General features: G+C 69.6%; 12 protein-coding genes and 1 tRNA gene. 9 read left to right on the top strand and 4 right to left on the bottom strand.

Annotated features, from left to right (window positions below):
- Positions 1–404: 404 nt before the first annotated feature.
- The 7 genes from AC3A5K_RS16890 to hemC all read left to right on the top strand — a co-directional run bounded on the left by AC3A5K_RS16890 (position 405) and on the right by hemC (position 7534).
- Positions 405–480: transfer RNA gene (locus AC3A5K_RS16890), tRNA-Ile, on the top strand.
- Positions 481–553: 73 nt separating this feature from the next.
- The gene (locus tag AC3A5K_RS16885) at positions 554–2071 is read left to right on the top strand and encodes an OpgD/OpgG family glucan biosynthesis protein (RefSeq protein WP_487618728.1); all 1518 of its coding nucleotides are present in this window, start codon (positions 554–556) and stop codon (positions 2069–2071) included.
- The gene (gene mdoH, locus AC3A5K_RS16880) at positions 2068–3981 is read left to right on the top strand and encodes a glucans biosynthesis glucosyltransferase MdoH (protein ID WP_487618727.1); all 1914 of its coding nucleotides are present in this window, start codon (positions 2068–2070) and stop codon (positions 3979–3981) included. The genes AC3A5K_RS16885 and mdoH overlap by 4 nt, the downstream gene beginning before the upstream one ends.
- Positions 3982–4042: 61 nt before the next feature.
- Positions 4043–4726, top strand: coding sequence for an alpha/beta hydrolase (locus AC3A5K_RS16875; RefSeq protein WP_487618726.1), 684 nt, complete (start codon positions 4043–4045; stop codon positions 4724–4726).
- Between the two features lies 1 nt (position 4727).
- Positions 4728–5807: a sensor histidine kinase gene (locus AC3A5K_RS16870; RefSeq protein ID WP_487618725.1), complete on the top strand. Its 1080-nt coding sequence runs from the start codon at positions 4728–4730 to the stop codon at positions 5805–5807.
- On the top strand, positions 5804–6535 hold the full coding sequence (locus tag AC3A5K_RS16865) for a LytR/AlgR family response regulator transcription factor (RefSeq protein WP_487618724.1): 732 nt from the start codon (positions 5804–5806) through the stop codon (positions 6533–6535). The genes AC3A5K_RS16870 and AC3A5K_RS16865 overlap by 4 nt, the downstream gene beginning before the upstream one ends.
- Positions 6536–6622: 87 nt before the next feature.
- Complete coding sequence (gene hemC / locus AC3A5K_RS16860) at positions 6623–7534, top strand: hydroxymethylbilane synthase (protein ID WP_487618723.1); 912 nt, start codon at positions 6623–6625, stop codon at positions 7532–7534.
- Positions 7535–7538: 4 nt separating this feature from the next.
- Here the strand turns inward: hemC and AC3A5K_RS16855 are convergent, their stop codons facing one another.
- The 3 genes from AC3A5K_RS16855 to AC3A5K_RS16845 all read right to left on the bottom strand — a co-directional run bounded on the left by AC3A5K_RS16855 (position 7539) and on the right by AC3A5K_RS16845 (position 10959).
- Positions 7539–8222: a DUF481 domain-containing protein gene (locus AC3A5K_RS16855; RefSeq protein ID WP_487618722.1), complete on the bottom strand. Its 684-nt coding sequence runs from the start codon at positions 8220–8222 to the stop codon at positions 7539–7541.
- A gap of 77 nt (positions 8223–8299) precedes the next feature.
- Positions 8300–9058 carry a hypothetical protein gene (locus AC3A5K_RS16850; protein WP_487618721.1) on the bottom strand — a complete coding sequence of 253 codons (759 nt, stop codon included), beginning with the start codon at positions 9056–9058 and terminating at the stop codon, positions 8300–8302.
- Positions 9059–9189: 131 nt separating this feature from the next.
- Positions 9190–10959, bottom strand: coding sequence for an SLC13 family permease (locus AC3A5K_RS16845; protein ID WP_487618720.1), 1770 nt, complete (start codon positions 10957–10959; stop codon positions 9190–9192).
- 139 nt (positions 10960–11098) lie between these two features.
- On the opposite strand from AC3A5K_RS16845, the gene AC3A5K_RS16840 reads away from it, so the two are divergent.
- Positions 11099–12481, top strand: coding sequence for an FAD/NAD(P)-binding protein (locus AC3A5K_RS16840; protein WP_487618719.1), 1383 nt, complete (start codon positions 11099–11101; stop codon positions 12479–12481).
- A 6-nt stretch (positions 12482–12487) separates the two neighbouring features.
- Here AC3A5K_RS16840 and AC3A5K_RS16835 read toward each other — a convergent pair whose 3' ends face one another.
- Positions 12488–13090 carry a hypothetical protein gene (locus tag AC3A5K_RS16835; protein ID WP_487618718.1) on the bottom strand — a complete coding sequence of 201 codons (603 nt, stop codon included), beginning with the start codon at positions 13088–13090 and terminating at the stop codon, positions 12488–12490.
- A 108-nt stretch (positions 13091–13198) separates the two neighbouring features.
- On the opposite strand from AC3A5K_RS16835, the gene AC3A5K_RS16830 reads away from it, so the two are divergent.
- Positions 13199–14167 carry a helix-turn-helix transcriptional regulator gene (locus AC3A5K_RS16830; RefSeq protein ID WP_487618717.1) on the top strand — a complete coding sequence of 323 codons (969 nt, stop codon included), beginning with the start codon at positions 13199–13201 and terminating at the stop codon, positions 14165–14167.
- The last annotated feature ends 497 nt before the right edge of the window (positions 14168–14664 follow it).

Here is a 14664-nt window from a genome sequence, read left to right as displayed (position 1 = left end):
CGTGGCAGAGGCTCTGTTGCTGCGTGTCGGCTCGCTGTTGAAAAGCTTGGATCACGCTTAAGGCCGGGGCTAAAACCGGCGAGCTCAAGAGGTTCGATAGAGTTGCTCACACCGCGTGTCGAAACTCTGGTGAAGGGCTTGGATAGGGCGCCAAAGTTGAAGCGAGCACCCTGGCTCGAGCTATTCGGCAGTAGTGGCGACGCTACGTCTCGGGCTTAGTGGAAAAGGACTCATAACAAGCGTTCCAAGGTTCGAGTCTAGGTCGTGTCAGACGCGGACACCGGCTTGCAGCAACTTCAGCGGCGCTAAATTGCGGGGTTTCGTGTCGGCAGCGACTTCCAATTGCCGCCAATCACGCACCCACCGATCCTCGAATGCGCCTGAATTGGGTACGATTGCTGGACGGGCCTATAGCTCAATGGTTAGAGCAGAGGACTCATAATCCTTTGGTTCCAGGTTCGAGTCCTGGTGGGCCCACCAGCGTCAGCTTCGCGTGAACCTTACAAGCGCCCCGCTAGAGTGCGGCGACCTGAATACGACCCGGTGAGTACCTGTGCGACGACGCGACGTGTTGGCGGCAGCGGCGAGCGCGCCGTTGCTGGGAGGCTGGTGGTCCGCGCTGGCGGCGGATGCGACGGGGCCGCAGGCCGCGTTCGATGGCGAGACCGTGCCCCGTCTGGCTGCCGCACTGGCAGCGCGTGCCTACGAGGCACCGGATCAACAGCTTCCTGAGGCGCTGGCCGGCACCGACTACGACGCTTATCGCGACCTGCGCTACCGCGCCGATCGCGCACTCTGGCGCGACGCCTCCGGCGTGGGCTTCCAGGCCCAGTTCTTCCATCGTGGCTTCCTGTTCAAGCCGCGTGTCGACATCAACGTCGTCGAACAGGGCCAGGCCCGGGCCGTGCCGTTCTCGACGTCCTTGTTCGATTACGCGCCCAACCCGGCGCCGCGTCTGGACGACATCGGCTTTGCGGGCTTCCGCCTGCATGCCCCGCTCAATCGCCCCGACTATTTCGACGAACTCTGCGCGTTTCTCGGCGCGAGCTATTTCCGCGCCGTCGCGCGTGGGCTGGGCTATGGCCTCTCCGCGCGCGGGCTGGCGCTGGGCAGTGGCGATCCCGAGGCGGAGGAGTTCCCGGTATTCCGGGCGTTCTGGCTGCATCGCCCCGCGGCTGGCAGCACGTCCATCACCATCGACGCATTGCTCGACAGCCCCAGCGTGGCGGGCGCGTTCCGGTTCGTGGTGACGCCGGGAGATGAGACCGTCTTCGACGTCGATGCGCGCCTGTATCCGCGCGTTTCGCTGGACGATGCCGGCATTGCGCCGTTGACCAGCATGTTCCACTTCGATGCTTCCGGTCGCCGCAATGTGGACGATTACCGCCCCGCCGTGCACGATTCCGACGGTCTCGCGCTGTGGACGCGCGACGGCGAGCAGGTCTGGCGGCCCCTGCACAATCCGGCCGCGATCCAGCACAGCGGATTCGAGGGCCGCGCGCCGCGCGCGTTCGGCCTGATGCAACGCAAGCGGGACTTCGCCGATTTCCAGGATGCCGAAGCGCATTACGAGCGGCGCCCTTCGGCATGGATCGAACCCCTGGACGACTGGGGCGATGGCGACGTGCATCTGGTCGAGATTCCGACGGCGGACGAATACCACGACAACATCGTCGCGTTCTGGCGGCCGGCGACACCGATGCCGGCCGGCCGCGAGAGCCGCTGGCGCTATCGGCTGCACTGGACGTCCGCGCACTTGTGGCAGCCGGAGCTGGCGCACGTGGTGGCCACGCGCATCGGCGCAGTGCCGAAGACCACGTCGGGTGCGCGTCTGATCGTCGTCGATCTCGACCCCGGCCAGGCACTGGCCCGGAACGATGCGCTGACCGTCGAAACGGACGCGTCGGTCGGCGCGATCGAGCATGCGGTGGTCCATGCGCGGCCTGATGGCGGCTGGCGTGTCGGATTCGAATTCGAGCCGGGTGCGCATCGCGTGTCCGAACTGCGCATGCGCGTTCTGCAGGGCGGCCGACCGCTGTCCGAAACCTGGGTCTACCGGTGGCAGGCATGAATCTCGATACCCCGATGGTCACAGGAGCCAGCGCGGAGTTGCCGCCCGAGTCTCCGATCGCGATGCCCGTGCAGAGTCTGCATGAAGGCCGCCTCGCCGCGCCCCGGTTGCCGACCACGCCGCGTGGCATGGGCTGGCGGCGTGGGTCGATCCTGGTGACTTCGGCGGTCCTGACCATCATCGCGACCTACCAGATCTGGTGGTTGCTGCGCATCGGCGGCATCGATGTGCTCGAAGGTCTGCTGCTCGCGGTGTTCGTGCCGCTGTTCGCATGGATCGTGCAGTCGTTCGTCAGTTCGGTGGCCGGCTTCGTGCTGGTGATGGGCCGGCGCGCGGCACGTCTGGGGATCGATCCGGAGGCGCCGCTGCCGACGCTGCACCAGCGCACCGCACTGCTGATGCCCACCTACAACGAACATCCCGAGCGCCTGTTCGCCGGCCTGCAGGCAATCTGCGAATCGCTGGCCGACACCGGACAGGGCGATGCCTTCGATCTGTTCGTCCTCAGCGACACACGCGACGCCGGCATCCACCAGCGTGAGCGCGACGCCTTCGCGCGCCTGCAGATCCAGTGTCCGGGCACGCGGCTCTATTACCGCAGGCGCGACGACAACCGCGAGCGCAAGGCCGGCAACATCGCCGACTGGGTGCGGCGCTGGGGCGGCGCCTATCCGCAGTTCCTGATCCTGGACGCCGACAGCCTGATGACCGGCGACACGCTGGTGCGCCTCGCTGCGGCGATGGAAGGCCATGACGATGTCGCGCTGATCCAGACCCTGCCGGTCATCGTCAACGGCGCCACCGTGTTCGCGCGGATGCAGCAGTTCTCCGGTCGCATGTACGGCCCCGTGATCGCGCACGGCGTGGCGTGGTGGCACGGCTCGGAAAGCAATTACTGGGGCCACAACGCGCTGATCCGAACCGCGGCGTTCGCGGCCCATGGCGGCCTGCCGGAACTGCAGGGCACCACGCCGTTCCGCGGCACCGTGCTCAGCCATGACTTCGTCGAGGCCGCGTTGCTGCGACGCGGCGGCTGGGCGCTCCACATGATCCCGACGCTCGAAGGCAGCTACGAGGAAGGCCCGCCGACACTGACCGATATGCTGGTCCGCGATCGTCGCTGGTGCCAGGGCAACCTGCAGCACGGCGGCGTGCTGCCGGCGCGTGGTCTGCACTGGGTGAGTCGCTGGCATCTGCTGATCGGCATCGGCCATTACCTCACCGCGCCGCTGTGGGCGATGCTGGTGCTGGTCGGCCTGGCCGTGCCACTGCAGCACGGGATGCCCGGCAGCGAAGGCTTCTCGGTCGCGGCTTACTGGATGGCGATCGACGACGGCCGTTTCCTCGGCGTGTTCGTGCTGACGATGGTGATGCTGTTCGCGCCCAAGGTGCTCGGCTACATCGCGACCGTCACCGATCCGCAGATGCGACGCGGTACCGGTGGTGCAGTGCGCGGGCTGGTCAGCCTGCTGATCGAGAACGTGCTGGCCGCGCTGATGGCACCGGTCACGATGTATGTGCAGTCGCGCGGCGTCGCCGAAGTGCTGGCGGGGCGGGATTCCGGCTGGGATGCGCAGCAGCGCGACGATGGACGCCAGACCTATGGCGACCTGTGGCGCAACTATCGCGGCACCACGATTCTCGGCGTGCTGATGGGGATCGCGGCCTGGATGATGTCGCCCGGCCTGGCGCTGTGGATGTCGCCGATGATCATCGGCCTGGCCGGCTCGGTGCCGATCGTGATGCTGACGTCCTCGCGCCGGCTGGGTTTGGCGATGCAGCGGCATCGCCTGTTTGCCACGCCCGAGGAAGCCGCGCCGCCACAGGTCCTGCTGCGCGCCCGCGCACTGCGGGCCAGCGTGACCGAGCCGGTGGCCGCGCCCACGGTGCCGACGCCGCAGGCGGGGTGAGGCGCTCGACCCGGTCGGACGACCGCTTACACTGGCGGGCGGACGAACCGGGCGAGACCGCATGAACGACACCCCCGCGCTGCTGGACTGCATCGAACGCGAAACCGGCCCCGCGCCGACCTGGTCGGTGATCTGGCTCCATGGCCTCGGCGCCGACGGACACGATTTCGTGCCGATGGTGCCGGAACTCGTCCGGCCGCACTGGCCGGCGATCCGCTTCCTGTTTCCGCATGCGCCCGTGCGTGCGGTCACCATCAACAACGGTGCGCGCATGCGCGCCTGGTACGACATCGTCGATTTCGACCTGGCCAACCGCGCCGACGAAACCGGCGTGCTCGAGTCCGTCGCCCAGGTCGATGCGCTGATCGCACGCGAGGCCGGACGTGGTGTGCCCCCGGCGCGGGTGATCCTGGCCGGCTTCTCGCAGGGCGGTGCGGTGACGCTGGCCGCGGGCCTGCGTCGCGGCGCGCCGCTCGCCGGTCTGGTCGGGCTGTCCACCTATATGCCGGCGGCACACGGCGCGCAGGCTGCGCTCGTGCCCGGCACGGAGCGGCAACCGGTCTTCATGGCGCACGGCACCCAGGATCCGGTGGTGCCGCCGTTCGCGGGCGAGCAGAGCGCGGCCCTGCTGCGCCAGTTCGGATTCGACGTGCAGTGGCAGACCTATCCGATGCCGCACTCGGTCTGCGCCGAGGAAATCGTCGCCCTGGGCGACTGGTTCGACGCGCGGTTCGCGGCAGGCTGACGTGGCACGCGCGCCGGCGCAGTCTGCCGACGGCATCTGGCTGCCGGATCTGTGCCGGCTGCCGCGCCTGCTGGCGATGCTGGGCCTGGCCCAGGTCACTGTTGTGCTGGTGATGCTTGTGCCGATTGCGACGCCGCCGTGGGATGCAGGCGGTTTCGTATCCGCCAGTGGCTATGCGTTGTGGCTGGCGCTGTCGGTGTCGGTGCTGCTGTGCGCGGGACGCCGCGCCCTGTCGCGATTGCCGATGCGCTTCGGCGCGGCGGCCGCGCTCGCGCTGGCGATGGTGGTCGCGCTGGTGGCGGCGGCGATCGTCCACGGCCTGTTTTCCAGCATCGCTGCCGATCCCGCCTTGCCCGGCTTCGGCCGCTTCGTCGGGGGCAGCGCGGCGGCGGTCGGGCTGCTGACCGCGATCGCGCTGCGCTACTTCTACGTCATCGACCGCTGGCAGGCCCAGGTCGGCGCGCAGGCGCGGGCGGAGGCCGATGCTCTGCAGGCGCGCATCCGGCCGCACTTCCTGTTCAACAGCATGAACATGATCGCGACCTTGCTGCGCCGCGATCCGGTGGTTGCCGAGCGCGCGGTACTGGATCTCTCCGACCTGTTCCGCGCCGCACTCGGCGCAGGCGAGGGCACGTCGACGCTGGCCGACGAAGTGGCGCTGGCCGAGCAGTACCTGTCGATCGAGCAGCTGCGCCTCGGCGATCGGCTGCAGGTGCACTGGACCCGCGACGCCGCGCTGCCGTGGGCGATGCCGATGCCGCGCCTGGTGCTGCAGCCGCTGCTGGAGAACGCGGTGCTGCACGGCATCTCGCGTCTGCCCGAAGGCGGTCGCATCGAGGTCACTCTGGACGCCCGCGACGGGATGCTGGACATCGCCATCGCCAATCCCTCGCTGCCGCCGGTCGATGCGCCCGCGCAGGGCGCCGGCCATGCGCAGGGCAGCATCGCGCACCGGCTGGGCTATGCGTTCGGACCGCGTGCATCGATGCGCTACGGGTGGAACGAGGGCCGCTATGCGTGCACCATCCGGGTGCCGGTACCCGATGGCGAGGTACTGCGGGAGGGGAGCAACGGTCGATGAAGGTGGTGATCGCCGACGACGAACCGCTGGCGCGCGAGCGGCTGCGCCTGCTGCTGGCCGACCATGCGGGCATCGAGGTCGTCGCAGAAGTCGGCGACGGGCGTAGCGCGCTGGAAGCCTGCGCCGCGCACGATCCCGCGCTGGTGCTGCTCGACATCGCGATGCCGGGCATCGACGGCCTGGAGGTCGCGCGCCACCTGAGTGCGTTCGAGCCGCGGCCGGCCGTGGTGTTCTGCACCGCCTACGACGCGCACGCCCTGAAGGCTTTCGAAGCGGCCGCGGTCGACTATCTGGTCAAGCCGATCCGGCCGGAACGGCTGCACGCTGCGCTGGAGCGCGTGCGCGCCTTTACCGCGGGCCGCGAGCTCACCCGCACCGACGACACCTGCGAGAAGCGCCGCAGCCATCTCTGCGCCCGGTTGCGCGGCAGCCTGCGTCTGATTCCGATCGAGGACATCCGCTATCTGCAGGCGGAGGAAAAGTACGTCGTTGTGCATCACGCGCGCGGCGAGGATCTGGTCGAGGAATCGCTGAAATCGCTGGAAGACGAATTCGGCGATCGCTTCGTGCGCATCCACCGCAACTGCCTGGTCGCCCGGCACGAGCTGGTGGAACTGCGCCGCGACCTCGACGGACACGTGCACGCAGTGCTGCGCCATGGCGATCGACCGCTGGAGGTCAGCCGCCGCTGCGTGACCCAGCTGCGCGAGGCGATCCGCCAGCTCTGAGCGCCGTCGGCGCGCCGCGTGCCCGTGCGAAACGCCGCAGAATCATGCATCCGCTCGCGCGGCGCGGCGATCGCCGATAATGGGCGGATGGAACCATTGCGTATCGCCACCCGCAAGAGCCCGCTCGCGCTGTGGCAGAGCGAACACGTCGCCGACGCGCTGCGCGCGCGGCATCCGGGGCTCGAGGTCGAACTCGTTCCGCTGAGCACGCGCGGCGACGAGATCCTGGACCGCTCGCTCGCCGCGATCGGCGGCAAGGGCCTGTTCCTCAAGGAACTCGAAATCGCCATGCAGGCGGGCGAGGCCGACTGCGCGGTGCATTCGCTCAAGGACGTGCCGATGACGCTGGAGCCGGGCTTCGCGCTGCCTGCGATCCTGGCCCGCGCCGACCATGCCGATGCCTTCGTCAGCGACACCTCGGCATCGATCGACGCGCTGCCCGAAGGCGCGCGGGTCGGCACCTCGTCGCTGCGGCGCCAGGCGCAGCTGCGCGCCCTGCGACCGGATCTCGACATCCGCGATCTGCGTGGCAACGTCAACACGCGGCTGGCCAAGCTCGACGCCGGCGACTACGACGCGATCGTACTGGCCTGCGCCGGCCTGCAACGGCTGGGGCTGGCGTCGCGCATCCGCGCGCGGCTCGACGCGCCGGACTGGCTGCCCGCGCCCGCGCAGGGCGCGATCGCGGTCGAATGCCGCGACGACGCGCCGGCGATCCATGCGCTGCTCGCCGCCCTCGACGATGCGCCCACGCGGCGCTGCGTCGAGGCGGAGCGGGCGATGAACCGGGCGCTGCACGGCAGCTGCCACGTGCCGGTGGCGGCCTACGCCCGGCTGGACGGCGACCGGATCTGGCTCGAAGGGCTGGTGGGCTCGGCGCAGGACGGCCGGACCGTGCGCGCCAGCGGCGATGCCGCGCCGGGCGAACGCGAAGCGCTGGGCGGCATGGTCGCCGCACGATTGCTGGAACTGGGCGCGGGCGCATTCCTGCCCGGCTGATCGATCAGAACGTGTAGCGCACTTTGACCGAACTTTCGGTCTCGGTGAGGCCGCGGCCACCGTTGCCCAGCGTGTCGTGGCGCAGCTCGAAGTCCGAGCGCAGCGTCCACTGCGGAAACATTTCGTAGTCGAAGGCCAGCGTCTGGCGCAGATAGGTGTTCTCGCGCCCGGTTTCCACCTGCACCTGCTGGGTGAACGACGCATGCCGGCCGAGGTCCTGCGACAGCAGCAGGCGTCCGCGCGCGACCGGTCCGGCGACGGCGGTGCCGTAATCGGTGTACGGCTCCAGGCGCACGCCCGTGCCGAATTCCACCTGCAGCGACGTGTCCGGGCTGCGGATCGCCTCCAGCCCGTAGGTCGTATCCCACTTCACGTGGTTGCCCCCGGAGCGGATGCTGTCGCGGCTGGAATACGGGGAATTCAACGGCGCCAGCCGGCGATTGGGCAGCTTGACCACCGGCGCGGCCACGGTACGCGCACGCACGCCCGGTGCGCGCGGCGACCAGATGCGCTGGTACGAGGCGACCGGCGTCCACTCCGCATCGGTGCAGGCCAGCCGGTAGCAGGGCAGGCGCAGCGGCACCTGTCGCGCGGCGACGGCGACGATGGCGGGTTGCTCCGGCGCAGCCGGAAGCGGAGAGGTGTGGATCGGCAGGCCCGCAATGGCCAGCCACCAGCCGGCGATCATGTCATCTATTCATGTAAGCGGTTCCAGCCAGTATGCCGCCGGAACATGACGCCTCCAAGGCGTCGCGCGTGCACGATTCAGGTTTCGTGATCGGCAGCGCGATCCGGGCGCGCATCTGGCGCCGCTTCCGGTGATTGCAGCGGAGCGGATGCGGCGGCCGCCAGCAGCGCGGCCGCCACCAGTGCCAGCAGCACCGCGGCCGGTGCCACGCCCGTCGTCGCCAGCAGCATACCGATCGCCGGACCGGCCACCAGCAACGCCGGCACCCGCAACACGCGCAGATGTCCGCCGCGACCGGCGGTCGCGTTCGCCGACGCGCCGGCATGCCCGTCGATCGCTTGGCAGAGCGCGAGCACGCTGGCGAGACCCAGCAACGTCGCCAGCATCAGCCGGACGTCGCTGTGCGCGCCGAGCAGCCGGTCCATCAGCAGGTACAGCAGCGACAGTCCGCTGGTCATCGCGAACAGCAGGCGGATCGGCAGGCGCAGCGGACGCGTGCGCCACGCGGCAGTGCCGGACACGGGCGGCGACAGCGCGACCGCGGCAAACGCCAGCAGCAGCTGGAGGATGCCGAGCACCGCGACGACCACGGAGCGGCCGCCGCCCGATCCAGGCTGCAGGACCGTGATCAGCGCGATCGCGACGAGGCCTGCGCCGATCGCGGGCGTGTATCCGCGCAGGGACACCGCGGGTGACGCGTTCGGTGCCCGCGTACGCCAGGCGCCGACAGCGAGCGCAGCGGCCACCAGCGCCGCGCCCAGCGCCAGGCCCGCCACCTGCAACTGCTGCAGCGGCAGCGCATCGGACGTGCCCAGATGCAGCACGGCCGTCGTCATGCCGCACCACATCATCAATCCATACCCGGCACCGGCCAGTGCGGCCAGCCATCGCGCCTGCCATCCCATACGGTGTCGTCCCCGGTTCCAAGCCCCGTGCAAGCCTGCCATGCGCGCCGCGCGCGCGACACTCAGAACGGAAAGAAGCGGGGAATCAGCAGCGTCGCGGTGACCAGGAAAATCACGTTCAAGGGCATGCCCACGCGCACGAAATCGCTGAAGCGGTAATTGCCTGCGGTGTAGACCATCGTGTTGGTCTGGTAACTGATGGGCGTGGCGAAACTGGTCGAGGCGGCGAATGCGACCGCGATCAGGAACGGTTTCGGATCCACGCCCAGCGATGCCGCGGTCGCCAGCGCAATCGGCACGACCAGCACGGCCGAGGCGTTGTTGCTCATGAACTCGGTCGCTACCGACGTCATCAGATAGATGCCGGCCAGCGTCGCCGTCGGGCCATGCCGCCCCAGGACCGCGATCAGCTGGTCGGCGACCAGGGCCGCGCCACCGGTCTTCTGCAGGGCGATGCCCAGCGGAATGATGCCGGCCAGCAGCAGGATCACGCGCCAGTCGATCGCGGCATAGGCCTCGTCGGGATCGAGCAGGCGCAGCACCACCAGGGCCACGCAACCCAGCAGCGCCGAGGCGACGATCGACATCCAGCCGAGCGCCGCGACCGCGATCGCCGCCACCATCACCACGACCGACAACGTGGCCTTGGTGACGTCGACCTTGCGCTGCGCGCGTGTGCCGAGCACCAGCATGCCGCGGTCCACGCGCAGTTCGTCGATCGCGCGTGCGGGCGCATCGAGCAGCAGCACGTCGCCGACCGACAGCGGCACCTGGTCCAGCGGCTGGCGGATGCCCAGTTGCCGACGGTGGATGCCGTGCACGCGTGCGCGGTAGGTATGGCCGAAGCGCATGCCGGCCAGGGTGTGGCCGATCAGATGCGAACCCGGCGCGACCATCACCTCGACATGCATGCGCTCGGCGCTGATGTCACCGTCGAGGTCGCGCGCGACATGGTCGAAATTGAGCTTCAGCGCCTTGCGCGCCGATTCGATGTCCTGCCACAACCCGCGCAGCAGCACGCGATCGCCCGCCTCGACAACCACGGCATCGCCGCGCACCGCGCGGCCCCGGCGCAGGATCTCGAGCACCACGACATCCTCGTGCGCATCGCCCAGCAGCGCATCGCGTCGCCGGCCGACTGCGGTCGCACCTTCGGGCACCAGCAGTTCGGCGACGTAGCGCCCGATCGGATCCGCCGCGTCACCGGCCGGCACGCCGCGGTCGGGCAGCAGCCAGCGCCCCACCGTCGCCAGGTACACCGCGCAGATGCAGACGAACACGATGCCCAGCGGCGCGAATTCGAACAGTTCGAAGCCGATGCCCGCGCTCTCGCGCGCCATGGAATCGACCAGCAGATTGGTCGAGGTGCCGATCAGCGTGCACACGCCCGCGGTCTGCGAAATGTAGGACAGCGGGATCAGGAACTTCGACGGCGCCCAGCGGTTGGCCGCGGTGGTCGCCAGGATCAGCGGCAGGAACACCGCGACAGTTGCGGTGTTGTTGACGAACGCGGCCACGCAGACCACCAGCGCCATCATCACCAGCAGGAACAGCCACTGGAAGCGGATGCGTGCGAGCAGGTCGCCCGCGGCCACCAGCGCGCCGTTGCGCTGCAGCGCGCCACTGAGCACGAACATCGCGGCCACCATCACCGTGGCCTGGTTGCTGAAGCCCGACAGCGCCTCGGACATCGTCACCACGCCGAACGCCAGCAGCGTCGCCGCGACCAGCAGCGCAACCACATCGACGCGCAGCTTCTCGGTGATGAACAACACGATCGCGCCCGCCATCACGGCCACGGTCAGCCACAGATGCAGATCACCCGATGCCATGGATCCCCTTCGTCCGACATGCGCGCAGCCGGCGCGCCGGGCGCATGGTGGCATGCGCGGCTGCACGCGTCCGATGACGCCGCCGGACCCGGCATCCGGCGGATGGGATACTGGGTGCGTCTTTCCCGCACCGAATCCGATGACCGAGTCCCGTTCCGTCCACGCCGTCGATGTCGCGATCCTGGGGGGCGGCGCGGCCGGTGTCCTGGTCGCGCAGCACTTGCTGGCCCAGGGCGGCGTGTCCATCGCCCTGGTCGAACCGCGCGGCGTACCGGCGCTGGGCGCCGCGTATTCCACGGCGCGGCCGGAGCACCTGCTCAACGTCAATGCCGCGCGCATGAGTGCGTTCGACGACCGGCCCGACGATTTCGTCGCCTTCCTCGCCATGCAGTCGGGTGTCGACGCGTCCGCACTGGCAGGCCGCTTCGCCCCGCGGCGCGAGTACGGGCGCTATCTGCAGGCGCGACTGGCGGAGGTCGACGGCCATGCGGCGCTCGACCTGCGGGCGACGTCCGCGGTCGATGTCGTGCCGGCTGAGGGCGGCTATGCGATCCGGCTGGCCGACGGCGAGGCACTGTCCGCGCGCGTGGTCGTACTGGCTCCGGGCAATCTGCCGGCGGGTCTGCCGGGCGCGGGCGATGCGCTGGCGCCCGATCATGTGGTCGATGCCTGGCAGTACGACGCGGTCGGCGCGATCGATCCCGCGGATGACGTGTGCATCGTCGGCGCCGGTCTGAGCATGGTCGACACCCTGCTGACCCTGCAGGCCAACGGACATCGGGGACGCATCGTCGCGCTGTCCCGGCATGGCTTGATGCCGCTGTCGCATGCGCCGGGCACCCAGCCGCAGGCGGGCGGCATCGACGCGCTGCTACCGCTGGGCACGCGCGCGCGGATGCGCCTGCTGCGGGAATGGGCGGACGCCGCCGTGGCCCAGGGCGGCCGCTGGCAGGACGCCCTGGAGCGGCTGCGTCCGCAAGTGCAGGTGCTCTGGGCCGCGTGGCCGGCGTCGGAACAGCGGCGATTCCTGCGCCATGCGGTCCGGCACTGGGACATCCATCGCCATCGCATCGCGCCCGAGGTCGGCGACATCGTCGACTTGATGCGCGCCCAGGGACGCTTCGTGCTGCATGCGGGTCGGGTCGGTGCCATCGAGGCCACGGCCGATGGGCGGGTGCGGATCGACTGGCATCCGCGCGGCGGTGGGTCGGGCGCGCATTGCATCGTCGATCGTGTGGTCAACGCCACCGGCACCGAGAAACGCATCGACCGCGCGCCGGGGCCGCTGCTGCCTGCCTTGCAGGCGAGCGGCCTGGTCCGGCCGGGGCCGCACGGCATCGGTATCGACACCAATGCCTCCGGACAGGCGCTGGGCGCCGACGGCCAGCCGGTGCCGGGGCTGTGGACGCTGGGCGCCCTGCGGATCGGCACGCTGTGGGAAAGCGTCGCGATGCCGGAGCTGCGCGGCCAGGCAGCGGGGGTCGCCGCGGCGGCGCAGTCGGCGCTGGACGCCGCGCGCTGATGGCACTTACAGGCAGTTGCGCTGCAGCCGCCTGATCTCCTCTTCCGCCAGTTCCCGGCCTGCCCCCATGTTCGCGTTGGCCAGGTTCTGGCGGATGCGCGGGCACGGGTCGCTGGGGCCGCCCCCGAACAGCGCACCGATGCCGTTGACCACATCCTGCGCCGACAGCGGATCGCGCATCGCGAAGCGGCCATCGGCGCGCGGTGCGGGGCGATGGCGCAGCGGATCGGGATCGAAGGCCCCCGGCGATGCCGCCTCGCGCGCCAGCGCACGGGCCTGCTCATGTAACGACGGGCGAGGGGCCTGCGCTGCAGGTGCCGGTGCCGGTGAGGGTGAAGCCACTTCGACCGCCTGGAGGGCGGGACGCGGTCGTTCGGATTGGCGAGGGGGCGTTGCCTGCGCCGCATCAGCGCGGGGCGGCGGCGTTGGCATCTGCGCCTGCGGCGGCGGCACAGCCGCGTCGATCCAGATCACCTGCAGGGCGACATCCGGCGGCGGTGCGGCGGTGTCGTTGGACAGCCGCCACAGCCAGACGCCGAGCAGCACATGCACGATCAGGGTGCCACCCAGCGCGAACACGCGCATCGCCCCGCCTCCCTGCGACACCATCCGTCTACCCCCGTGGATCCGGCGCGACTATAGAAGGCCGCCGTTAATCACCGGTTATCCACGCGGCCGCGACGGCGCGCGCGCGAAGGACGCGCCATAATCGGCCGCATGGACCGATACGAACGCATCCTCTCGCTGCACCGCATCCTCAAGACCTCGCGCTATCCGGTGACGGTGGCCAAGCTGCAGGATGAGCTGGAATGCTCGCGTGCAACGGTCTACCGCGACCTGGCCTTCCTGCGCGACGCGCTGATGGCGCCGATCATCGGCGACGGCGACGCGGGCTTCCGTTACGACAACGACGAGGGCGGGCGCTTCGAACTGCCCGGCCTGTGGCTCAGTTCCGAGGAACTGCATGCGCTGCTCGCGGCGCAGCAGCTGATGTCGCGCAGCAGCGGCGGCGTGCTGTCGAGCGCGCTGGCACCGCTGCAGTCGCGCATCGAGAAGCTGCTGGACGAACACTCGGCCGGCAAGCAGTGGCCGGTGCAGCGCGTCCGGGTGATTCCGCATCGCGGCCGGCGCATGGACGAGCACGCGTTCCGCAACGTCTGCTCGGCGGTGCTGCAGCGCAAGCAGCTGTCGTTCGAATACCGCGCGCGTTCGACCGACGAGCGCACCAAGCGCACGGTGTCGCCGCAGCGCATCACCCACTACCGCGACAACTGGTATCTCGATGCCTGGGACCAGGATCGCGATGCGCTGCGCAGCTTCTCGGTCGATCGCATCACCAACGCGCGCGTCCTCGCCGCCGATGCGCGCGATATCGAGGATGCCGAACTCGACACGCATCTGGCCGGCAGCTACGGCATCTTCTCCGGTCCGCCGAAGGGCATCGCGACGATCCTCTTCAGCGCCAAGGCCGCGCGCTGGGTCGCCGACGAGCACTGGCATTCGCAGCAGCAGGGCCGGTTCCTGCCCGATGGCCGGTTCGAACTGAAGGTGCCCTATAGCGGCGCCCGCGAACTGTTGATGGACGTGCTGCACTACGGTGCCGACGCCGAGGTCGTCGAGCCGGTCGCGTTGCGCGAGCAGGCGCGTTCGCTGCTGATGATGGCGCTGCAGAAGTACGAAGGCTGAGCGTTTCGGTTCGGGTGCGTGGGCAGTGGGTTTGCCTGGTGCGGTTGCGCGGCTGATGCGTTGATGGGTGTATCGCATCGTGAGGCGTGGCGTGGCTTCGCGGTCCTTGCCTGAGTCCTGAAGGTCTCGGTCCTTATGCGCGGGTGCGTGGCGCAATGCGCACCCCTGCCATTTCCATTCGTCGCTCCATCATTCCCGTGCAGGTGCTTCTCGACCGCGCACAACGCTGCACCGCCGTTCTGATGTCGGCTCCGGCTTTGGCTTTGGCTTTGGCTCTGGCGGTTGGCCTGTGATCTGCCGAGCCGTAAAGCGAGCCGAGCATCGCAGGACAGCGGGGCCGAAGAGCAGCCCATGTTTGAGCGCAGCGAGTTTGGGCTGCGTGCCCCGTTGTCCGAGAAGCGCAGGGCACCGGCGCGGCGGAGCCGTGCCGGATCGCGTCCGGCGAAAGGGCTTTTTGGTTCCTTTTTGGCCGGTCAAAAAGGAACTCGCACGCGTCA

The organism is Luteimonas sp. Soil_C_5, assembly GCF_057656615.1.
Note: the sequence above shows the minus strand (reverse complement) of the source record. Positions and strands in the feature narration are given on the sequence as shown.